General features: G+C 68.1%; 24 protein-coding genes. 14 read left to right on the forward strand and 10 right to left on the reverse strand.

Features of this window, described 5'->3' with window-relative positions; all coding sequences use genetic code 11:
* From VKA86_18785 to VKA86_18795, 3 genes are all read left to right on the forward strand, one after another.
* The coding region (locus VKA86_18785; protein HKK73253.1) for a carbohydrate ABC transporter permease at positions 1 to 277 on the forward strand (277 nt) is incomplete at its 5' end.
* A 5-nt stretch (positions 278 to 282) separates the two neighbouring features.
* Positions 283 to 1,368 carry a sn-glycerol-3-phosphate ABC transporter ATP-binding protein UgpC gene (gene ugpC, locus VKA86_18790; protein ID HKK73254.1) on the forward strand — a complete coding sequence of 362 codons (1,086 nt, stop codon included), beginning with the start codon at positions 283 to 285 and terminating at the stop codon, positions 1,366 to 1,368.
* Between the two features lie 84 nt (positions 1,369 to 1,452).
* Positions 1,453 to 2,268, forward strand: coding sequence for a carbohydrate-binding module family 20 domain-containing protein (locus VKA86_18795; protein ID HKK73255.1), 816 nt, complete (start codon positions 1,453 to 1,455; stop codon positions 2,266 to 2,268).
* A gap of 85 nt (positions 2,269 to 2,353) precedes the next feature.
* On the opposite strand, the gene VKA86_18800 is transcribed toward VKA86_18795, so the two are convergent.
* Genes VKA86_18800 through VKA86_18825 form a run of 6 tightly spaced genes read right to left on the reverse strand, consistent with a single transcriptional unit; the run spans position 2,354 to position 7,045 of the window.
* Positions 2,354 to 3,118 carry a CPBP family intramembrane glutamic endopeptidase gene (locus tag VKA86_18800; protein ID HKK73256.1) on the reverse strand — a complete coding sequence of 255 codons (765 nt, stop codon included), beginning with the start codon at positions 3,116 to 3,118 and terminating at the stop codon, positions 2,354 to 2,356.
* A 3-nt stretch (positions 3,119 to 3,121) separates the two neighbouring features.
* Entirely contained in the window at positions 3,122 to 3,685 is a 564-nt protein-coding gene (locus VKA86_18805; protein ID HKK73257.1) for a DinB family protein, read from the reverse strand.
* Positions 3,686 to 3,736: 51 nt separating this feature from the next.
* Complete coding sequence (locus tag VKA86_18810) at positions 3,737 to 4,348, reverse strand: inorganic pyrophosphatase (GenBank protein HKK73258.1); 612 nt, start codon at positions 4,346 to 4,348, stop codon at positions 3,737 to 3,739.
* A gap of 45 nt (positions 4,349 to 4,393) precedes the next feature.
* On the reverse strand, positions 4,394 to 5,710 hold the full coding sequence (locus VKA86_18815) for a radical SAM protein (GenBank protein HKK73259.1): 1,317 nt from the start codon (positions 5,708 to 5,710) through the stop codon (positions 4,394 to 4,396).
* A gap of 42 nt (positions 5,711 to 5,752) precedes the next feature.
* Complete coding sequence (locus VKA86_18820; GenBank protein HKK73260.1) at positions 5,753 to 6,724, reverse strand: carbon-nitrogen hydrolase family protein; 972 nt, start codon at positions 6,722 to 6,724, stop codon at positions 5,753 to 5,755.
* Between the two features lie 6 nt (positions 6,725 to 6,730).
* The gene (locus VKA86_18825; GenBank protein ID HKK73261.1) at positions 6,731 to 7,045 is read right to left on the reverse strand and encodes a winged helix-turn-helix domain-containing protein; all 315 of its coding nucleotides are present in this window, start codon (positions 7,043 to 7,045) and stop codon (positions 6,731 to 6,733) included.
* 174 nt (positions 7,046 to 7,219) lie between these two features.
* Between VKA86_18825 and mbhE the strand changes: the two genes are divergently transcribed.
* Genes mbhE through VKA86_18870 form a run of 9 tightly spaced genes read left to right on the forward strand, consistent with a single transcriptional unit; the run spans position 7,220 to position 14,586 of the window.
* The gene (gene mbhE / locus VKA86_18830; GenBank protein ID HKK73262.1) at positions 7,220 to 9,547 is read left to right on the forward strand and encodes a hydrogen gas-evolving membrane-bound hydrogenase subunit E; all 2,328 of its coding nucleotides are present in this window, start codon (positions 7,220 to 7,222) and stop codon (positions 9,545 to 9,547) included.
* Positions 9,544 to 9,990 (forward strand): Na+/H+ antiporter subunit B, encoded by a 447-nt coding sequence (locus VKA86_18835; GenBank protein HKK73263.1) that lies wholly within the window; start codon positions 9,544 to 9,546, stop codon positions 9,988 to 9,990. Before mbhE ends, VKA86_18835 begins: the two co-directional genes overlap by 4 nt.
* Positions 9,987 to 10,334 (forward strand): NADH-quinone oxidoreductase subunit K, encoded by a 348-nt coding sequence (locus VKA86_18840; GenBank protein ID HKK73264.1) that lies wholly within the window; start codon positions 9,987 to 9,989, stop codon positions 10,332 to 10,334. Before VKA86_18835 ends, VKA86_18840 begins: the two co-directional genes overlap by 4 nt.
* The gene (locus VKA86_18845; protein ID HKK73265.1) at positions 10,331 to 11,881 is read left to right on the forward strand and encodes a proton-conducting transporter membrane subunit; all 1,551 of its coding nucleotides are present in this window, start codon (positions 10,331 to 10,333) and stop codon (positions 11,879 to 11,881) included. The genes VKA86_18840 and VKA86_18845 overlap by 4 nt, the downstream gene beginning before the upstream one ends.
* Positions 11,878 to 12,387: a Na+/H+ antiporter subunit E gene (locus tag VKA86_18850; protein ID HKK73266.1), complete on the forward strand. Its 510-nt coding sequence runs from the start codon at positions 11,878 to 11,880 to the stop codon at positions 12,385 to 12,387. The genes VKA86_18845 and VKA86_18850 overlap by 4 nt, the downstream gene beginning before the upstream one ends.
* A complete protein-coding gene (locus VKA86_18855; GenBank protein ID HKK73267.1) occupies positions 12,384 to 12,650 on the forward strand; it encodes a monovalent cation/H+ antiporter complex subunit F in 267 nt (88 codons plus the stop codon). Before VKA86_18850 ends, VKA86_18855 begins: the two co-directional genes overlap by 4 nt.
* The gene (gene mnhG, locus VKA86_18860; protein ID HKK73268.1) at positions 12,647 to 13,045 is read left to right on the forward strand and encodes a monovalent cation/H(+) antiporter subunit G; all 399 of its coding nucleotides are present in this window, start codon (positions 12,647 to 12,649) and stop codon (positions 13,043 to 13,045) included. The genes VKA86_18855 and mnhG overlap by 4 nt, the downstream gene beginning before the upstream one ends.
* A gap of 54 nt (positions 13,046 to 13,099) precedes the next feature.
* The gene (gene hemH, locus VKA86_18865) at positions 13,100 to 14,152 is read left to right on the forward strand and encodes a ferrochelatase (GenBank protein ID HKK73269.1); all 1,053 of its coding nucleotides are present in this window, start codon (positions 13,100 to 13,102) and stop codon (positions 14,150 to 14,152) included.
* Entirely contained in the window at positions 14,149 to 14,586 is a 438-nt protein-coding gene (locus VKA86_18870; protein ID HKK73270.1) for a DoxX family protein, read from the forward strand. Before hemH ends, VKA86_18870 begins: the two co-directional genes overlap by 4 nt.
* Before the next feature lie 13 nt (positions 14,587 to 14,599).
* Here VKA86_18870 and VKA86_18875 read toward each other — a convergent pair whose 3' ends face one another.
* From VKA86_18875 to VKA86_18890, 4 genes are all read right to left on the reverse strand, one after another.
* The gene (locus VKA86_18875; protein HKK73271.1) at positions 14,600 to 15,505 is read right to left on the reverse strand and encodes a DUF72 domain-containing protein; all 906 of its coding nucleotides are present in this window, start codon (positions 15,503 to 15,505) and stop codon (positions 14,600 to 14,602) included.
* A 1-nt stretch (position 15,506) separates the two neighbouring features.
* Positions 15,507 to 16,535: a D-alanine--D-alanine ligase gene (locus VKA86_18880; GenBank protein HKK73272.1), complete on the reverse strand. Its 1,029-nt coding sequence runs from the start codon at positions 16,533 to 16,535 to the stop codon at positions 15,507 to 15,509.
* On the reverse strand, positions 16,532 to 17,575 hold the full coding sequence (locus VKA86_18885; GenBank protein ID HKK73273.1) for a putative zinc-binding metallopeptidase: 1,044 nt from the start codon (positions 17,573 to 17,575) through the stop codon (positions 16,532 to 16,534). The genes VKA86_18880 and VKA86_18885 overlap by 4 nt, the downstream gene beginning before the upstream one ends.
* Positions 17,576 to 17,705: 130 nt before the next feature.
* Positions 17,706 to 18,191 carry a FlgD immunoglobulin-like domain containing protein gene (locus VKA86_18890; protein HKK73274.1) on the reverse strand — a complete coding sequence of 162 codons (486 nt, stop codon included), beginning with the start codon at positions 18,189 to 18,191 and terminating at the stop codon, positions 17,706 to 17,708.
* Positions 18,192 to 18,540: 349 nt separating this feature from the next.
* Here VKA86_18890 and VKA86_18895 point away from each other — a divergent pair, with 349 nt between their 5' ends.
* Both VKA86_18895 and trmB read left to right on the forward strand, forming a co-directional pair.
* Positions 18,541 to 19,464: an RluA family pseudouridine synthase gene (locus VKA86_18895; protein HKK73275.1), complete on the forward strand. Its 924-nt coding sequence runs from the start codon at positions 18,541 to 18,543 to the stop codon at positions 19,462 to 19,464.
* A 25-nt stretch (positions 19,465 to 19,489) separates the two neighbouring features.
* Positions 19,490 to 20,438, forward strand: a 949-nt coding sequence (trmB, locus tag VKA86_18900; GenBank protein HKK73276.1) for a tRNA (guanosine(46)-N7)-methyltransferase TrmB, incomplete at its 3' end; no start/stop codon positions are given.

A 20,438-nucleotide genomic window follows, 5' to 3' on the forward strand; every position in this document is an offset into this window, starting at 1 on the left:
CATGCTGCCCTCCTCCGGGCCGATCATCGCGGTCAGCTTCATCTGGCAGTTCACCAATATCTGGAACGACTTCCTCTTCGGTGCGAGCTTCGCTTCGGGGGGCGCCGCTCCGATGACCGTGGCGCTGAACAACCTCGTCAACTCGTCCACGGGCGTGCGCGAATACAACGTCCACTTCGCCGGCGCCATCATGGCCGCCGCGCCGACGCTCTTCGTGTACATCGTGGCCGGCCGCTACTTCGTCCGGGGCCTGATGGCCGGTTCGGTTAAGGGATAAGCTGCATGGGTTTCCTCGCCATAGACCAAGTCACCAAGTCCTACGGCGCCGTCGAGGTGCTTCACCATGTCGACATCGCGGTGGAACAAGGTGAGTTCCTTGTCCTCGTCGGACCCTCCGGCTGCGGCAAGTCCACCTTGCTTCGCATGATCGCGGGTCTGGAGGACATCACCGACGGCAACCTCGAGATCGACGGGCTCCGCGTCAACGACGTCGCCCCGCGCGAGCGTGACATCGCCATGGTGTTCCAGAACTACGCCCTGTACCCCCACATGAGCGTGTTCGACAACATGGCCATGAGCCTGCGGATCCGGAAGATGCCCTCCGACGAGGTCGAGGTCCGCGTGCACGAGGCCGCCGAGTTGTTGGGCGTCGAGCATCTGCTCGATCGCCGGCCGGCGCAACTGAGCGGCGGACAGCGTCAGCGGGTGGCGGTGGGACGCTCCATCGTTCGGCGTCCGAAGGTCTTCCTGTTCGACGAGCCCCTTTCGAACCTCGACGCCAAGATGCGCGTGGAGATGCGCACCGAGATCAGCCGGCTGCACAAGAACCTGAAGGCCACCATGATCTACGTGACGCACGACCAGACCGAGGCCATGACCATGGGCGACCGGATCGTCGTGCTCGACGCGGGCGAGGTGCAGCAGATCGACGCGCCGCTCGCCTTGTACGACCGCCCCGCGAACCGCTTCGTGGCCGGGTTCATGGGGAGTCCCCCCATGAACTTCTGGCGCGCGCAGGTGGCCGACGACGGCCTGCACGTGGGCGACGGGGTCTGGAAGGTCACCGGTGGGTATCCCGAGCGCTTCGATGCGGTGAAGGGCCGCGAGGTGATCCTGGGTGTGCGACCCGAGGACTTCGCCGTGGGAGGTGAATCGAACGGCCGGCCCACCGCCGCTTCGCGCGTCCGGCTCGAGGTGGTCGAGCCGCTGGGGAGCGAGACGCTCGTCTACTGGCACACCGAGGACGTCAACAGCGTCGCTCGCGTGCGGCCCGATCACCGGGTCGAGGTCGACGAGGAGGTCGCCCTGCGCATGGATCTGGAGCGAGCTCACGTCTTCGATCCGGATTCGGGCCTCGCACTGCGTTGACCCCTGCGTCGTCCGGATCTAGACTGGGTCTCCTCCCGGCCACCTCACCTCGTGTTCCTCCACCATTCCCAAGGAGGTCGGCCGATGCGATCCATGCTCTCGGCTCTGACCGCGATCGCACTCTGTGCGCTGGCGCTGACACCCGCATCGGCGCAGGACACCATTCCCAACGACGTCACCGCGACCTTCACCGTGTGCCTCGAGGGCGCCGGCGGGAGTGTCGGAGACGTGTGCATCACCGGTGGTGCGGACGTCCTCACCAACTGGGGTTCCGGTGTCACGATGACCAACGTCGAAGGCGACCTCTACACCGTGGACGTCATCTTCCCCGCGGGAACGGCGGCGACCGTCGAGTACAAGTACCGACGGGAGGACTGCGTCGACTGGGAGAACGATCCCAATCGCTCGATCACGTTGCCCACCGACGGCACCGCCACCGTGGAACAGGAGCCGGAGAGCTTCAACCGGTTCACGCCCATCGGTTGCGGGCTGTCCGGTGCCACCACCGAGGACAAGACGGTCTGCTTCCAGATCTGCCTCGACGGCGTGGCCTACACCGGCGACAGCTGCGTGATCGGCAACATCGACGCTCTCGGGTCGTGGGAGACCGGACTCGTGCTGGAGCAGGTGGGTGTCGACGTCTGGCAGACGTGCGTCACCTTCCCCGCGGGAACGGGCGTGCCGTTGGACATCCAGTACAAGTTCCAGATCGACGACTGCACCTTCTGGGAGACCATCGACGAAGATCCGTTCACCAACCGTACGCTCGAACTCACCGCCGACAGTCCGGCGGTCCAGACGGTCGATTCGGTCTGGGAGAACGGCGACGGCTTCTGCGGTGGTCCGGTCGACACCGACGACGAGAGCTGGGGCACCGTGAAGTCCCGGTATCGCGACTGATCCGAAGGAACCATCCGGACGGCGGAGACGGACGGGGGCGCTCCACGGCGCCCCCGTCCCCGTGCCCGGTCTCGACGTCGCGGAGTCAGTCGTCGTCGCGCTCGTCGTGCTCTGGTTCGAACGGTGCGTCGACGGCCGGCTCGTCCTCGGACTCGGTCCGGATCAGCAGGTAGGCCATGCGTCCGTTGATCGCGTCGATGGCCACGTGCAGGACCATGGCCGGCACCAGCGAGCCGCTCGCCCAGGTCAGTAGACTCATCACCGCGCCGACCAGTGTGGTCTTCAGGATTCCACTCGTCCCCTGGTAGGCGTGGCCCAGTCCGAAGACGAGGGTGGCCACACCGAAGGCCGCGAGATCGTCGGTGTACAGTGCGAACAACCAGGGCAGGTAGCCGCGGTAGAGGATCTCCTCGCAGATCCCGGCCGTCCACGCGACGGGTCGGAACCAGGAGTACTCGTCCGGGGTGTGCGGCAACATGGGTCGTAGATCGGTGATCTGGCCCCTGGCCTCACGGCGGGTCTCGGCGTCGGCCAGCGCCGTGCTCGCCTGCCCGTGGACGAGCATTCCCAGTGCGCCGGACACGAGGAAGGCTCCGAGCACCCGCAGGTCGAGTGGCAGGTCCAGACCGAGGCTCGCGAACGCGTGCCCCTGCACGACCCAGTGGACGGCCAGCAGCGCCACCAGCGACCACTGCACGACCACCACCCGGCGGTAGGCAGTGAGGCGCGCGCGCGGATCGTCGGCTCGGATCGCGCGGTGCAGACGCCGCCAGCTCCGCATGGACCACAGCGGGAGTCCCGCGATCAGGACCACGGCCAGCAAGAGGTCGAAGGGGGTGAGGGCTTCCATGGCTCAGGCGGCGCCGGCCCGGACGGCGGTCGCCGCGCGCTCGGCCTGGGCAACGTGCCGCGGAACGTGCCAGGCGTGCACCTGGAAGGCCTGGGCCAGTGACATGTGGATCGGCAGCGGCAGCGGGAGCCGGACGCGCGAGCGACCGAGCCCACGCCCGTCGGCGGCATCGATGAGTCGGATCCACGCATCGTGGTACCGGTCGAAGTCGTCACGGACGCGGGTCGCAGTCAACGAGGTGGTCGCAGGCCGGAAGATCTTCGGAGCCCGGAAGCGCTTCGGTGCGTTGGAGGGGTCGAGGGATCGCAGGAACAGGCGTCCGGTCAGCGTTCCGCGCTCGTAGGGTGGTCCACCCGCAGGTGCCTCGGCGATGGCACGTTGCATCCGAGGCTGGTAGACGGTCGCCGTGGCATTGAGGTGCTCGATCGCCTGCAGCGCCGACCAGCTTCCCGGCTGGGGCTGACGATTGGCCACGGCCGGGTCGAGTTCGTCGAGCAAACGATGTACGCGTTCGCGCGCCGCCTCCAGGTCGTGACGGTGTCGGTTCAGGGTGTCGCACGCGACCATGCGGGGTGGCCTCTTCCGGGGGTGTGGCTCTCGCGAAGACGGTTCAGCCGATCACTGACCGAACATCTCGTCGTAGTCTTCCATCGCTGCCTCGATCACCTTCGAGGCATGGTCGGCGTCGTAGACGTCCTCGATCGAGACGTGGGGTTCGGAGTTCGGGACCAGCTTGTACGTGCTGAAGTAGTGGTGCAGCCGTTCCACGAGCACCTCGGGCAGCTCGCGCACGCTGGTGACCGCTCCCCACAGATTGTCGTTGGCCAGTACGGCCACGATCTTGTCGTCGGCCTCGCCCCCGTCGATCATCTGCAGTCCACCGACCACGCGGGCGTCGAGGATCACCTCGGAGCGTTCGATCGGTCGCTCGCTGATCACACAGATGTCGAGCGGATCACCGTCTCCCTTCACCGACTTCGGCGACAGTGACCGCACGCGCTCTCCACAGTAGGTGCGGGGAACCAGACCGTACAGGGCAGGCGGTTGCGACGACGTCCTCTGCGGCCGGTCGACGCGCAGGTATCCCGTCTTCTTGTCGAGTTCGTACTTCACGAGGTCGAAGGGCGTGAGCTCGATGTAGGCGTGGACCACGTGGGGTGGGTTCGAGCCCACGTCGAGGCCGTGCCAGGGATGGGGACGCCAACGGAAGAAGGGCGAGGGAAAGCTCATGCGGGACTCCGTCGGACACCGATCGGCAGGAGGTGGTCGTACTCGTCACCGGGTTGTCTGCACCCGATCACTGCGCCAGCGCCGGTAGGTCTCCTTGTTCGGGTTGAAGTATCCGAAGTGGAGGTGCGGGAAGCGGTCGCGCAGCCGCTCCATGAGAACGCCCAGGCCGAAGCCCTCTCGCACGCTGCCCTCGGGGAGGATCCGACGGTACAGTTCCGGGTCGATGTTCAGGTTGCGCATCTGGATCAGGTCGAGGTCGCAGTGATCGACGAAGTCGACCAAGGCCTCGAACTCCTCCTCGGTGTCGGTCACGCCCGGGAAGACGAGGTAGTTGATCGAGCGGAAGCGATCGTGCCGCCGCATGATCTGCAGGGTCTCGACGACGTCGTCGAGGTGGTAGTTCGCCGGGCGGTAGTAGGGGTCGTAGATCGACAGACGCGGGCTGTTCAGGCTGACGCGGATCGCGTCGAGCCCCTCACGGCACATGGCCTCGACCACGTCGGGCAGGCTTCCGTTGGTGTTGACGTTGATGGTGCCGCGGTCGGTCCGAGCGCGGATGGCCCGGATCGACTCCGGGAGCAGGTCGCGCGCGAGCAGTGGCTCTCCCTCACAGCCCTGCCCGAAGCTGGCCACGCCGTCGGGCACCTTCTCGAGGTGCGACAGCGCGACGGCGGCGATCTCGTCGGGCCGGGGCGGGCGCTTCACCCGCTCGTGGCTGGCCCCGAAGCTGCCGTCGGGCTGCAGCGAGATGCAACCGACGCAGCGCGAGTTGCACGTGACGCTCGTGGGCAGCGGCGCCTCGTGCCGACCGATGAAGAAGTTCTGCGCGGCGCGGCAGTTGTACTCGAGCGCGCATCGCTCGAGCTGGCGGACCACGGCGTTGTCGCCGTCGACGTCGACGCGGCGGGCCACCTGCTTCTGCAGTCGGTCGGCGTCGAAGCGCCAGGGATCCTGCCGCGCGTCCTCGTCGACCCGGATCCCCGTGGCCCAGAAGCGGTCGTCGGCGAAGCCCACCGCGGCGTAGGCGAAGAGCGGCAGCGTCGGCGCGTCCTCCAGGGTCCGGTAGGTCGGATGCAGGAAGAGTGTCCACGCCGGCGCCAGGAATCCCGCGACGGCGTTGCATCCCTCGCGCTCGAAGGTGGTCGGTTCGCCGGTGTCGGGATCGAGGCCGATCGGCGTGCGGTCGGGCAGGAGGAAGAGGTCGCTGCCCCGGGGCAGTTCGACGATCTCGTCGTCGCGGGGCGGACGTGGGTCGCCCCCGCCGCTGGCCGCCATGAGGAGCGACGGGTGATCGAGGATCGACCCGTCGGGCTCGGCGTAGACCATGCGCAGGGGTTCGGAGGGGAGTCTGCGTTCGCTCATGAGCGATAGGCTAACACACGCCCGGGCCGTCCGCGACGCGGCTCAGGAATCGTCGCGGACGTTCTCCTGAGGGCGCCGATCGACGCTCAACGTGAAGAGGTCGGGTCGGCTGTAGTGGCCGGCGACGTCGAGCTTCAGCCTCGACTCGTCGCAGCGGGCGGGGTCGATCTCGGCGAACACGATCTCTTCGCGCCCGATCACCGGTTCGACGACATAGCTCGTGTCCGGCGCGACGATCGACGAGCGGCCGTCGAGCAGCAGGGTGTCGTCGTCGCCGGGCAGGGCCTCGAGCAGTTCGAGTCCTTCGTCTGCACCGAGCGAACGATAGCCCTCGATCATGCCCCCGCGGCTCAACGGCGTTCCGCAGCAAAGGACGAAACAACCGCCCTCGAAGGCGTACTGGCGGCTCGCCAGCTGGTGCAGGTCGTGGCCGCTCGGCCACTGGGCCACGTGGACGATCTCGCCCGCGGCGTGCATGACCTGCCGCAGTGCGGGCATCCAGTGTTCCCAGCAGACCATCGCCCCCACGTTCCCGTGTGGAGTCCCGAGCACCTCGAGGGTGCTGCCGTCGCCGCGGCCCCAGATCATGCGCTCGGTGTAGGTGGGAACCAGCTTGCGCCGCAGTGCCCGGCTCCGGCCGTCCCTCGAAAGCGAGGCGATGGTGTTGTACAGGGTGTTACCGCGTCGTTCGTGCAGGCCCATGACCACGTCGCAGTCGTGTGCACGTGCGGCTTCGTGGAGCCGGGCGAGCTCGGGACCGTCGATCGTGGGCGACTGCTCGAACAGACGCCGGTAGACAGCGCGTGCCGGAGCGCTGTTCCACAGGGCCGCGCCGGGTGCACTGTCGATCCAGGCCGGGTAGCCGGTGAGCCAGGTCTCGCCGAAGGCCACCAACGACGCACCCGTACGGGCCGCTGCCCCGATGCGTTCCAGGGCCCGGTCGACGGTCGCGTCGAGGTTCAGGAAGACGGGCGCGGCCTGGACCACTGCGACGCCGAAGGATCGATCGACCATGAACGCTCAGCCCTTGCGTGCGCGGCGTTGTGACCGGCGATCGCTCAGCAGAGCGATCAGCTCTCCCACCGTGTGGTGGGCCTCCAGGGGATGCCGCAGCGAGATCTCCCCGTGGATCCGATAGTGGTTGCGACGGCCGTCGCGTTCCCGGTCTATGATCCCGGCGTCCTCGAGTTCACCCACGATGCGCTGGACCGCGCGTTCGGTGATCCCCACCCGCTCGGCCACCTCGCGGATCCGGATGTCCGGCTCCTGGGCCAGGCACAGGAGCACGTGACAGTGATTGCTGAGAAAGGTCCACGAGTGTCCGTGACCATGCATCGCGCGCACGTCCATCGGCTGGCACCCCGTCTTGACGCTTGGGGGATTGCCGTTACCTAGTTGCAGGAAAATCTATTCAGGAATCGGATTGCGCAAGTGTGGGGTCGTTCCTTTCCTGGGTGCGCTCGACCCGTGCCTCCCGAACCCGCCTGACAGCAGAGGTCCTTCTCGGCCATGCCCATCATGTTCCCGACCGTTCTGGCGTTGCTCGTCGGATCGCTCGCCGTCCCCGCTCTGGCGCGTGTCGCCGGCCGGGCGACGGGGTGGATATTGGCTCTCGTCGTGGGTGGGGCCGGCGTTCTGATCCTCCGGCAGGGCTTCCGGACGCCGGCCGTCGAGGTCGTCCCGTGGCTCGGGGATCTCGGCGTCCACCTCGCGCTACGGCAGGACGGACTGGCCGCCACCTTCGTGTTGCTCGTGGCTGGGATCGGTGCGCTCGTCCTGTTGTACGGCGACGGCTATCTCCACGGCAGCGCGCTGCGCGCACGCGTGCTCGCGTTGTTGACCGCCTTCCTGGCCGCGATGCTCGGCCTGGTGCTCAGCGACGACCTGATCACGCTCTTCGTGTTCTGGGAACTCACCTCGATCACGTCGTACTTGCTGATCGGGGTCAAGCACCAGGACGAGTCGTCGCGCTCGGCGGCGCGGCAGGCACTGCTGGTCACCGGTGCCGGTGGGATCGCACTGTTGGTGGGCCTGATCCTCCTGGCGCGGATCGGCATGGATGCCGGTCTGGCTGTCGACGAGGCCTGGCGCGTCTCGTCGCTGTTGACGATCGATCCGCGAGCGCATGCACTCTATCCGGCTGCGCTCGCGCTGATCCTGCTCGGCGCCTTCACCAAGTCGGCGCAAGTCCCCTTCCACTTCTGGCTGCCCGCGGCCATGGCCGCGCCCACGCCGGTCAGTGCCCTGCTGCACTCGGCCACCATGGTCAAGGCGGGCGTGTTCCTGCTGGCGCGGTTGCACCCGATCATGGGGGGCACCACGGCGTGGGTCTGGACCGTCACGGCGGTGGGCATGGCGACCATGTTCTACGCTGCGGTGGTGGCGGTGCGGCAGCGCGATCTGAAGAAGGTCCTCGCGTGGTCGACGGTCGCGGTGCTGGGCGTGCTGACCATGTTGTTGGGCCTGGGCACGAAGAAGGCCGTCGAGGCGGCCGTCGTGTTCCTCGTGGCCCATGCGCTGTACAAGGCAGCCCTCTTCATGGTCGCCGGCAACGTCGACCACGGTGCGGGCACGCGCGACCTGGCGCACCTCGGGGGGCTGCGGAGGCTCTTGCCGTGGACTGCGGCGGCCGGTGCCGTGGCCGCGCTGAGCAAGGCCGGTGCGCCTCCCATGTTCGGGTTCGTGGGCAAGGAACTGCTCTACAAGGCCAAGGTCGACCTGGACGGGATCACCGCCCTGTTGGTGCTGGTCGCGGTGCTGGCGAACGTGGCTCTCGTGGCGGCGGCCCTGCTGGTTGGCGTACGACCCTTCTGGGGCCGATTGCGTGAGAAACTGGAGGACGCACACGAAGTCCCCTGGTCCATGCGGGTGGGTCCACTCGTCCTGGCGTCGGCCGGGATCTTCATCGGCCTGGTGCCGGCGGCGTTCGACCGCGGTCTCGGATCGGCCATGGCCTCGTCGATCCTGGCGAAGCCGGTGGCCATGGAGCTGAAGCTCTGGCACGGCGTCGATCCCACGGCACTCACCGTGCTGGCCCTGAGCATCGCGACATTGATGGCCGGTGCCGCAGTGTTCACGCGTCGTCGGGGTGGGCTGACCGCGACGACCGGTCCCATGCCCGACACGCCATTGTTCGCGGGGCGTGTGTTCGAGCGGTGGTTGCTGGCGTTGTACGCGGGAGCCGGAGTGTTCACGCGAGTGCTGCACACGGGTTCGTTGCGACGCTACGTGCTGCTGACGGTGGGAGTGTCGCTGGCGTTGTTGGCCACGGTGCTGTTGCGCAACGGGTTGCCGAACCTGTCGGTACCCTTCCACGCGCCCGAGCTCCACGAGTGGTTCGTGCTCCTGTTGATCGTGGGCGGGGCGTTGCACGCGGCCACCACGCGCTCACGACTCGCGGGTGTCGCCGCCGTCGGTGTGTCGGGCGCCGGCGTGGCCCTCGTGTTCCTGTTCTTCGGCGCCCCCGATCTGGCCATCACGCAGATCATGGTGGAGACGTTGACGGTCGTGCTCTTCGTCCTGGTCTTCTACCGCATGGCCCCCTTCGTCCAACGCAGCCGTTCGTGGACCCGGATGCGGGACGCCTTCGTGGCCACCGCGATGGGTGCGGTGGTCACCGTGTCCCTGCTCGCGGTCGCGGCGGTGCCCGACGGGGCCACCGTGAGCGACGAGCACGTGGCCCGGAGCGTGGTCGAGGCCTTCGGTCGCAACGTGGTGAACGTGATCCTGGTGGACTTCCGCGCGCTCGACACCCTGGGCGAGGTCATCGTGGTGGCCTGCGCGGGTCTCGGAGTCTACGCGCTGGTCCGGTCGGGACGATCGGCCGGGAGGGCATGACCGTGGACTCGTTGATCCTGCGCACCGCCACCCGGTTCCTGGTCGGTCTGCTGGGGCTGTTCTCCCTCTTCGTGCTGATCCGTGGGCACAACGAGCCCGGCGGCGGCTTCATCGGTGGCCTGCTGGCCGGGAGCGCCCTGGCCCTGTACGCCCTGGCGAACGGCGTTCCGGAGGCCCGGCGATTGCTGCGCGTCGATCCGCGTTCGTTGATCGCGGCCGGCGCGGTGTGCCTCGTGACCGCGGCGGTGGCCAGCATGTTCGCGGGCCAGGAGATGCTCACCGGACTGTGGTTGAAGCAGCCCGTCCCCGGTCTGGGCAAGGTGAGCACGGTGCTGGTCTTCGACGTCGGTGTGTACCTGGCGGTGATGGGAATGGCCCTGCTGGCCCTGTTCACGCTCGGTGAGGACGACGAGGAGAGCCACGCGGAGGAGGCCGGACGATGACCCTCGTGCTCACGATCACCGTCGGAATCCTCGTGGCCTGTGGCGTCTACCTCATGCTCCGCCGGAGCCTGGTGAAGTTCCTGTTCGGAATCGTCCTGCTCGGTCATGCCGCGAACCTGTCCGTTTTCACGGTGGGTGGTCTGCGCCGTGGCGCGTCGGCGGTGGTGCCGGCCGGCGAGACGGTGCTCGAGCCCGGCCACGCCGATCCGCTGCCGCAGGCCCTGGTGCTGACGGCCATCGTGATCGGCTTCGCAGTGGTGTCGTTCCTGGCCGTGCTGATCCGGCGGGCGCAGGAGTCGATCGGCACGGGTGACGTCGAGGAGATGCGGGAGACGGAGGCATGAGTCACTGGGTCGTGCTGCCGATCCTCGTCCCGTTGATCGGGGCGACGCTGGGCTGGGTGTTCTGGCGTTCGCCGCGCGCGCAGGTCGTGGTCGGGATCGCGGCGTCCGTGATCCATCTCGCGGTCTCGATCGCATTGCTCGTGATGGTCGGCCGTCACGGCATCCTCGTCGCGCCCATCGGGAGCTGGACGCCGCCGATCGGGATCGTGCTCACGGCCGACCTGCTCGGCGCGATCATGGTGGTACTCACCGCCCTGCTGGGACTGACGTCGAATCTCACGGCCGTGGTCGAGGTCGATCGTCAGCAGAAGAAGGTGGGGTTCTTCCCGTTGATGCAGGTGCTGTTGCTGGGGGTCAGTGGTGCCTTCCTCACCGGCGATCTGTTCAATCTGTTCGTGTTCTTCGAGGTCATGCTCATGGCCAGCTTCGTGCTGCTGGCCCTGAGTGGCCGGCGCGACGCGCTCGAGGGCGCGGTGAAGTACGTGGGTCTGAACCTGTTCTCGTCGGCTCTGTTCCTGATCGGGGCGGGCATGGCCTACGCCATGGCCGGAACGTTGAACATGGCCGACCTGTTCGGAAAGCTGCCCGCGGTCGCCGCGCAGGACCCGACGGCCGTCACCGTTCTCGGTGCCTTCCTGCTGATCGCCTTCGCGGTGAAGGCCGGTGTGTTCCCGGTGTACTTCTGGTTGCCGGCCAGTTACCACACCTCGTCGCCGGCGGTCTCGGCCATCTTCGCGGGCCTGCTGACGAAGGTCGGCGTGTACGCGCTCATCCGCCTGACCACGATCCTGGCACCGGCGAGTTCCGGGCTGATCGAGATCATGCTCTGGGTGGCCGCGGCCACCATGGTCTTCGGCGTGGTCGGTGCGGTCGCCCAGACGCACACCCGGCGCATTCTCGGTTTCCACATCCTCAGTCAGATCGGCTACATGGTGGTCGGCGTGGGTCTGCTGGCGTCTCCCGATCCCACGGTGCGCCGGCTCGGATTGGCGGCGACGGTCTTCTACCTGGCCCATCACATCCTCGTGAAGACGAATCTCTACCTGGTGGCCGGCGCGGCGCTGCGCATGCTCGGCGACGAGCGGCTGAAGCAGGCCGGAGGGCTGGCGCGACGTGCCCCGTGGCTGGCCGCCGTGTTCCTCGTTCCCGCGTTCAGCCTCGCCGGTCTGCCGCCCCTGTCCGGATTCTGGGCCAAACTCGCCGTCTTGCGATCCGGTGCCATGGGGGAGGCCTGGTTGGTCGTGGCCGCCGCGGCCGTGGCCGGGATCCTCACGCTGGTCAGCATGCTGAAGATCTGGAACGAGGTGTTCTGGAAGGACCTGCCCGAGGGTTCGACACCGGCGCCGGCGCTGAGCACGTCTGAGAAGTGGATGCGTGGGCTTCCCATGGCGATCCTGGCCGTGGCGACCCTGTCGATCGGTCTGTGGCCGGCGCCATTGTACGAACTGGCCGAGCGTGCGGCCGCGCAGCTGCTCGATCCGGGGGCGACGATCGAGGCCGTGCTGCCCGACGGCGCCGTGGCCGCGTCCTCGGAGGTCCAGCCGTGAACGCCTTCCTGCTGAACCTGGTCTTCGCTGCGGTCTGGGCCGCACTCGTGGGCGAGGTCGACACCCCGCACCTCGTGTTCGGCTTCCTGCTGGGCTACGGCGTGCTGTGGGTGTTGCGTCCGATCATCGGTGGATCCTATCACCGCAAGCTGCCCATGCTGATCGGCTTCGCGGTGTTCTTCCTGCGCGAGCTGGTCGTGTCGACCCTGCGCGTGGCGTGGGAGGTCGTGACTCCCGCCGACAAGCGTCGTCCCGGGATCGTGGCCGTTCCGCTCGACGTGGAGACCGACGCCGAGATCACGTTGCTGGCGAATCTGATCACGCTCACGCCGGGCACCCTGACCATGGACGTGTCGAGCTGCCGTCGCTTCCTGTACGTGCACGCCATGTTCGTGGACGACCGCGAGGCCTTCCGCCGCGAGATCAAGGACGGCTTCGAGCGCCGTGTGTTGGCCCTGATGCGCGACGACGCGCCAGGTGCCACGGCCGAAGGAGGTGCGGCGTGATCGACCTCGTGGCCGAGATCGCCCTGGGAATCCTGGGGACCTCGCTGGTCCTTGCCTTCGCCCGTCTGGTCCGCGGTCCCGCGCTGGGGGACCGGGCGCTGGCCCTGGACCTGATCAGCACGATCAGCGTGGCCGTGGCCGCCGTGGTGGCGATCCGCTTCCGTAGCACCGTGTACCTCGACGTCGCCGTGGTCCTCGGATTGATCGCCTTCATCGGGACCGTGGCCTTCGCCCGTTATCTGGAACGGGGGGAACGTCGATGATCGAGATCCTCGTGGCGATCCTCGTCCTGTTGGGCGCCCTGGCCACGTTGGTGGCCGGGGTGGGTCTGGTGCGCATGCCGGATCTCTACACGCGGATGCAGGCGACGAGCAAGGCGGCGACGCTCGGCGCGATCCTGGTGCTGCTGGGCACCGCGCTGGCCTTCGGCGAGACCGCGATCACGGTGCTCGCACTGGTGGTCGTGCTCTTCCTCGCGTTGACGGTTCCGGTGGCCTCGCACATGTTGGCCCGTGCGGGTTACGTCGCCGGGGTGCGCATGGCCGACCCCGGTGCCCCTGACGAGCTCGAAGGTCGCTACGAGGCCGGCACGCATCGCCTGCGGGCTCCGGAACCGACGGCCGAGTCCCCGGCGCGCGATCGGAGAGGCTCGGCCTGACGACCGGGCTGGAATCCGCGGCCACCACGGCACACGCACCCCTCCGGAGGCCACATGCCCCGATTCCTGGGCCAGACCAGCTACGAGCACGGCAGCCTGCAGCGCGTGGGCGTCCTGCTCAGCAACCTGGGCACTCCCGACGAACCCAACGCGCCGGCCCTGCGCCGCTACCTGCGCCAGTTCCTGTCGGACCCGCGCGTGATCGAGGTTCCCCGCCCCGTATGGGCGGTGATCCTGAACTCTTTCATCCTGCCGTTCCGGCCGCGGAAGGTGGCCGAGGCCTACCGCGAGATCTGGACCGAAGAAGGCTCGCCGTTGCTGGTGATCGCACGGCAGCAGCGTGACGCCCTGCGCGAGCTCCTGCAGGAGCGCTACGGTGATCTGGTCCGTGTCTCGGTGGGCATGCGCTACGGACAGCCGAGCATCGACGCCGCGCTCCGGGAACTGCTCGACGACAACTGCCGTCGGATCCTGCACGTACCGTTGTACCCGCAGTACGCGGCTGCGACCACCGCGACCAACATCGACGAACTGGCGCGCAGCTTCGCCCGCCGCCGCTGGGTGCCCGAGCTGCGTACCGTCAATCAGTACGACGACGACCCGGGCTACATCGCCGCGCTCGCCAACAGCGTACGCGAGTTGTGGGAGCGCGACGGTGAACCGGAGCGCCTGCTCATGAGCTTCCACGGGATTCCGCAGCGCTACTACGACCAGGGCGATCCCTACCCCTGCTTCTGCCAGCGGACCGGTCGTCTGCTGGGTGAGGCGCTGGGGATCGAGAAGGATCGTTACGCGGTGACCTTCCAGTCGCGCTTCGGGCGCGAGCCCTGGGTGCAGCCCTACACCGACGTGACCCTCGAGGAATGGGGAGCCGAGAAGCTCGGCAGCGTCGACGTGATCTGTCCCGGGTTCAGTGCCGATTGCCTCGAGACCCTCGAGGAGATCGACATGCAGAACCGCGAGTTCTTCCAGGAGGCCGGGGGCGGGCGTTTCCGCTACGTCCCGGCGCTGAATGCGCGGGCCGACCACGTGGAGGCCCTGGCGGGGATCGTCGAGCGTAACGTGGGCGGCTGGGTGCCGGCCGAGCGCCGGCAGGTGACGTCGTGAGCCGGTGGCTCGATCCATTGCCCGAGGCCTGGCGCGGACGGACCGAGGACCTTGCCCTGCTGCTACTCCGTCTCGGTTTCGGGGGCATCATGATCTACGGGCACGGTTGGGCCAAGCTGACCGGCTTCTCCGAACTCGTGGCCGAGTTCCCCGACCCGCTCGGAGTGGGTTCCGCCGCCAGCCTCGGCCTGGCCGTCTTCGCCGAGGTCTTCTGCGCTGCGGCGGTGGTGCTGGGCCTGCTCACCCGATGGAGCCTGGTTCCGCTGGTCGCGACCATGGTCGTCGCGGTCTTCGTGGTGCATGCCGAGGATCCCTTCCAGCGCCAGGAGCTGGGACTCCTGTACCTGTTCGGTTACGCCGCGCTGTGGCTGAAGGGTCCGGGCCGATGGTCGGTGGACGCCGCCCTCGGGTGGTTGCGCCCGGTGCGCGTCTGAACCGGATCGCACCTCAGAACAGACGGCCCTGGACCGCGCTGTGCTTCGGCGGCACCGGCAGACCGGCGTGGGTCCGCAGGTTGAAGGTCTGCACCGCGTGCCGGGCCAGTTCCACGTTGTTGTGCTCCGTGGGCTGGTGCACGAAGAGGTGGGCCGTGTGGAGCCCCGCTTCGAACCAGTCGGCCAGGCGGTCGGCCCAGGCCCCGGTGCGGTCGTAGTCGGTGGGGTCGAGGTCGTTCAGGGCCAGGCGAACGAAGGCAGTGGGCGCGGTCAGTTCCATGTGCAGCACGTCGCGGCGGCCGGCGACGTCGGTGATCACCGCGATGGCGCCCGACTGGCGCAACAGGGCGAAGACCTCCTGGCGGACCGCCGGATCGGCGAACCACTCGGTGTGGCGCAGTTCCACCGCGAAGGGGATCTCGGCCGGCCAGGACTCGACGAAGGTCCGCAGGGCCGGCCACTCGCGTGGCCCGAAGTCGTTGGGCAGCAGCAGCCAGCACACGCCGAGCGAGTCGCCGAAGGCCGCGACCGCCTCGAGGAAGGCGTCGCGGTCGGCGTCGACCGACCGCAGACGTTTCTGGTGGCTGATCGTGCCCGGCAGCTTCGGGCAGAAGCGGAAGCCAGGTGGCACCTGCGCCGCCCATCGCCGGTTCTGTTCGGCGTCGCAGCGATACCAGGTGGCGTTCAGTTCCACGGTGGGCAGCGCGCGGGCGTAGGCGTTCAGATACCCGCCCGGTGTGGTGCCTTCCGGGTAGAGCGAGCCCACGTAGCCGCGGTCGGCCCACCGGGGGCTACCCACGCGCAGGTCGTGGCTGCGTCCCCGTCCGCGAACCCCGGCGAGCAGGGCACGGGTCCCCGGCGGGTCCGGCGGGAGTCGGAAGTCGATGGCGTCGAGCGCGACGCCGCGGCCGAAGTCCACGTCAGCTGGTTCTCCACTGGGCGCGGTAGCGCCGCCCGAGGCTCACGATACGGGCGATCAGTGTGTCGTAAGCGACGCCCGCGAGCAAGGCACTCTCGGCGAAGAGGTCGTCGGCGGCGAGATCCGGATTGGCGTTGACCTCGATCACGTGGGGGACGTCGCCGGGGTCGAGACGCAGATCGATGCGGGCGAAGCCGCTCATGCCGAGCATGCGATACACCCTCTTGGCCAGCCGGAAGATGCGTCGCTCCACGGCCGGCTCCAGGTCCTGCGCACGGTCGACGGTGACGTCCACGCGGTCCTGGTACTCGGTGTCCCACTTGATCTTGTGCGATGCGATCCGATAGGAGCCCTCGGGCATGCGCCCGAAGTCCATCTCGAGCACGGGGAAGGCCTGCAGCCGTTCGTTGCCGAGCACGCTCACGTACATCTCACGGCCGTCGACGAATCCCTCGACCAGTGCGTCGGTGCCGATCCTCTCGTGGACGAATTCCACCCGAGCGCGCAAGTGGGCCTCGTCGGTCACCACCGAAGCCTGACTGATGCCGAACGAGGCGTCCTCGACCGCACTCTTCACGAACAGCGGGAAGCGCATCCGCTTCGAAAGACGGGTGCGCCGGTTCATGGGAAAGACCTGGAAGCGAGGTCCGGGCACACGGTGATAGGCGAGGACCTTCCGGCAGAGGGCCTTGTCGTGCGACAGCATGAGTCCGCGCGGATTGCAGCCCGTGTACGGGATCTTCATCAGCTCGAGGTAGCTGGCCACGTGCTGGTCGTACATGGCCACACCGTGGAACTCCTCGAGCAGGTTGAAGGCGATGTGGGGACGCTTTTCCTCGATCGCGACCCGGATCGCTCCCAGGTCGGTCTGTACACCGAGCACGTGGACCTCGTGCCCGAGTCCCCGCAGCGCGTGGCACACGTCGTACTCGGTGCGCCAGAGCGCGATCTCCTTCTCCGTGTGGCCTTCCAGCGACTCGGGGGGGACCAGGTCCTCGTGGACCAGGACGAGCACGCGAAGTTTCTTCACAACATGATCCGATGGGGTGTGCGGTGGATGGTCCGCGTGGTGTGTACGGCCACGAGCACGCTCGCCTCGTGGAAGGTCTTCGACTCGCTCAGGGTGAGCCGGAGCTCGAGTTCGCGGCAGCGGTTGATCATGTCGACGATCACGTGGTCGACGGTGTAGGCGACCTCGCCGGTCCACCGTCCGACCACGTCACGGATGTGAGGGCGGGCGCGACGCAGGAACGAGGCGGCGGTCGGCCGACGTCGGAAGTGGGGATCGGACGAGAAGAGCACCAGAAGGTCTTCGTCGAAGATCGACGGGAAACTCGCGCCGTAGCGCTCGTGCTTCTGTTCGTAGTACTCGCGCAGGGTCATGGAGCTGCGCGACACCGGTTCGACGTGCCGACGCGAGCGGACCTTCGTGGGCCGGCCTGCGATCGAGTCCATCATCGAGTCGACGACCTCGAGCTTCTGCAGTGCGGGCCATCCACGGTAGCGGCTGCGCCACCGGCTGTTCGGTGCGAGCCACACGGCGAAGGTCTCGGCGAAATCCTCGGCGGGGTGCGCCTGTGCGTACCATCCACGCAGGTGCTGCACGTGGTTGCGGCTGCGTGCCCGGGGAACGTACGAATCGGGGTAGGGCTTCCCGTAGGGGCCGAAGGTGTCGCGCCAGCGGGGACGCCGGTGCAGACGGTAGGCGGTGCAGGCGGCGTGGCCGGCCTCGTGCCGCAACAACTTCATGCACTCGCGGTCGCTCGATCCTTCGACCGCCAGCATCATGCGCTTCTCCAGGCGCATGAGCCGCTCGTGGGCGAGGAAGAACGGGATGGCGATGCCCGGGATGCCGTCGGGGCTGAACCACTCGGTCGAGAGCCACACGTGGGGACGCAGGCGGAGGCCCCGGGCTTCGAGTTCGCCGTGCAGCTGCTCGACGCGATCGGCGAGCCAGGTGTCGCGCCAGTCGAGGCCGAGGTCACGCAGCCGCAGATCGAGGAGATCGCGGTCGCTGGCGGACTCCCACCACGACCTGGACCCATTGCGCGATCGTCGACTCCTCACCATGTGCGCAGTGTCCGCCAGGGCCCCGAAGGGGTCAACCGACGGTGCGGCCGTCGGCCCGGAACGAGAACGCCCCGCTCCGTGGGGTGGAGCGGGGCGCACCGGCTGAACGAACGACGGAGGGATGTCGGGGTCAGCGAGCGGCGGCGAGGCCGGAGGGTGTCCCTTCGGCGACGATGCGCACCAGGAAGAGCCCGTGGTCGAGGGTCTGACCGTCGTCGGCGTCGTGGTGCCATGCGAGCTGGTGCGATCCTTCCGCCCAGGTTCCGCGCGCCAAGGTGCGGACCAGGTTGCCCTCGAGATCGAGGACTTCGAGACGCAACGAACGCGTGCTCGCGAGTTCGAAGTCGATCGCCGTCGCCGGGGCACGGACGTCTCCGAGATCCACGAGGCGCAGGGCATGGCCGTCGTCGGCTCGCAGTGCGGTGCCGGCGGTCACGATCGTGGGAGTCGGGGCGCGGTCCTCGCCATCGACCCGCGCCAGGACACTGGCTGCTTCTGCCGATCGGCCCTCGTGCGCGGTCACGGGCGCCGGTGCGACCACGAAGGTGATGGCGATCAGGAGAGCAGCCAGCGCTGGGACGAGGTGGGGGCGGCGAGCCGTGCGGCCGAGAGTCATCGAGGGCCTCCTGGGCGATCCTGCGGGTGTATGTCGTGCTCGCCCGGGCTACAGCACCTCGTGTGCCGAACACGGAAGTGCCTTGATAGCAATAAGTTGAGGCGTCGACCTTCGGCGGGCGGTCGAAAGTGTTGTGATATTCGGCCTCAATGCAATGTGATGCACAACAAGTGCCGCAACACATCGAGTGTTTTGTTGTTCGATGTCGTGGGTCCTGTTGTTCCTGCTGGGGACGGGGCGAAGAACCGGGCGCAGGATCCACCGGATCTTCACATTCGGGCGGGATCGACGGTTCGCGGTACCGTGACCGCTGGAGCTTTCTTCCCGTGATCTCCAGGCGAGGACGTCCGTGCGTTCCGGGTCCATCGAGTTCGACGTGACCACCAGCGACGAGGGCCGGCGTGTCGACGCCTTCGTCGCCGCGTCCGTGGGATGCGGTCGAGCGCGGGCGCGCGAACTCCTCGCGCTCGGAGCCGTGATGCTCGACGGCCGGACACTGGAGCCGTCGGACAAGGGACGGAAGCTCGCGGCCGGGCAGACGCTGACCGTTTCGGCGCGTGTCGACGATCCCGATCACGTGGTCCCCGCTCCCGAACTCCCGCTCGAGGTCCTGGGCGAAGGCGAGGGCTGGATCGCCGTGGCCAAGCCGGCCGGTGTCGCTGTCCATCCGTTGCGCGCCGGGGAGACGGGTACACTGCTGCAACGCCTCGCCGCGCGGCGTCCGGAGGTGATCGGCATCGGCGAAGGCGGCCGGCGCAGCGGTGTGGTGCACCGCCTGGACGTCGACACCTCCGGGGTTCAGCTCTTCGCCACCGATGCACCCACGCACCGCCGGCTCCGGTCGGCGTTCTCGGGCCACGCGATCGACAAGGTGTACCGAGCCGTGGTGGTCGGAGCGATCGAAGAACACGGTCACGCCGAAGTCGACCTCCTGGTGGGACGGCACCGCCCGGCGCGGGTCGACGTGTACCCGGCCGGCACCGGACCGAGGGGATCGCGCACCTGCTCCACCCGATGGCGTCGGCTCGAGAGCTTCGACGGCGCGTGCCTGGTCGAGGCCCGTCCGCGCTCGGGGTTCCTGCACCAGATCCGTGCGACCCTGGCGGACCAGGGTCATCCGATCCTCGGCGATCCCGTCTACGGTCCGGACGGGGCCGACCGTGCCCCGCGTCAGATGCTGCACGCCAGCGCGCTGCGTGTCGGTGCGATCGACGTGACCGCGCCCGATCCCGAGGACTTCGCCGAGGCCCTTCGACGTCTGCGCGGGACCTGAGATACTGGCGACGCGGCAGGGGCGCGTGCATACTTCGTCCTTCGCCGACGTCCGCCGCCGAACCCGTGTGAACACCGTGGATTCCTGCCGTCTGTACCCCGACCTCCTCGGTTCCGACGTGCACGCCGCCTTCGGCCGTCGTGCTCCACTGGTGGTGGAGATCGGATTCGGAAACGGGGGCTTCTTCCGCGACCTTGCGCGCGACCATCCCGACTGGAATCTGCTGTGCGTGGAGATCGCGGCGGCTTCGATCACGCGAGGCGTCGGGATGATCCGACGCGAGGGACTCGAGAACGTACGGGTGTTCTGCGGCGACGGGCGGTTCGTCGTCCGCGACCTCGTCGGGCCGGGGCAGCTCCACCGCGGATACCTGAACTTTCCCGATCCATGGCCCAAGGAGCGGCACCAGCATCGCCGGCTGCTGCAGAGTCCCTTCTTCCGCCTGCTGTCGACTCGCCTCGACCCCGACGCCGGGGAGTTCTGGTTCACGACCGACCACGAAGAGTACTTCGCGTTCGCGCTCGAACAGGCGCGCGAGACCGGTCTCTTCGAGATCGACACGGGAACACCTCCCGAGGCCGCCCTGCGCACCAAGTACGCGCAGCGGTGGCAGGAGCAGAGGAAGACGATCCACCATGCGATCTTCCGCCCGTCGGCGGTGGATCCCGATCCCCACGAATCACGCCTGGAGGTGGTCGAGGTGCCCCACGCCCGACTGTCCGGTGAACTCGACGCCGTCGGTGTCTTCGCGAAGCAGACGCACCGTGAGGATCACGGGACGGTGGTCCTTCTCGATTGCGCGCGCACGCTCGACGGGAGCCGGCTGCTCTTCACGGTGATCGCCGATGAGTCCGATCTGCGGCAGGATCTGCTGATCGAGGCGCGTCGCGCCGGCAGCGGCGCGATCTACGTCGAGTTGCTGGCCTTCGGCCGTCCGGCCACCACGCGACTCACACGGGCCGCGGTCACCCGGG

The sequence above is a fragment of the Candidatus Krumholzibacteriia bacterium genome (genome assembly GCA_035268685.1).
Classification (GTDB): domain Bacteria; phylum Krumholzibacteriota; class Krumholzibacteriia; order JAJRXK01; family JAJRXK01; genus JAJRXK01.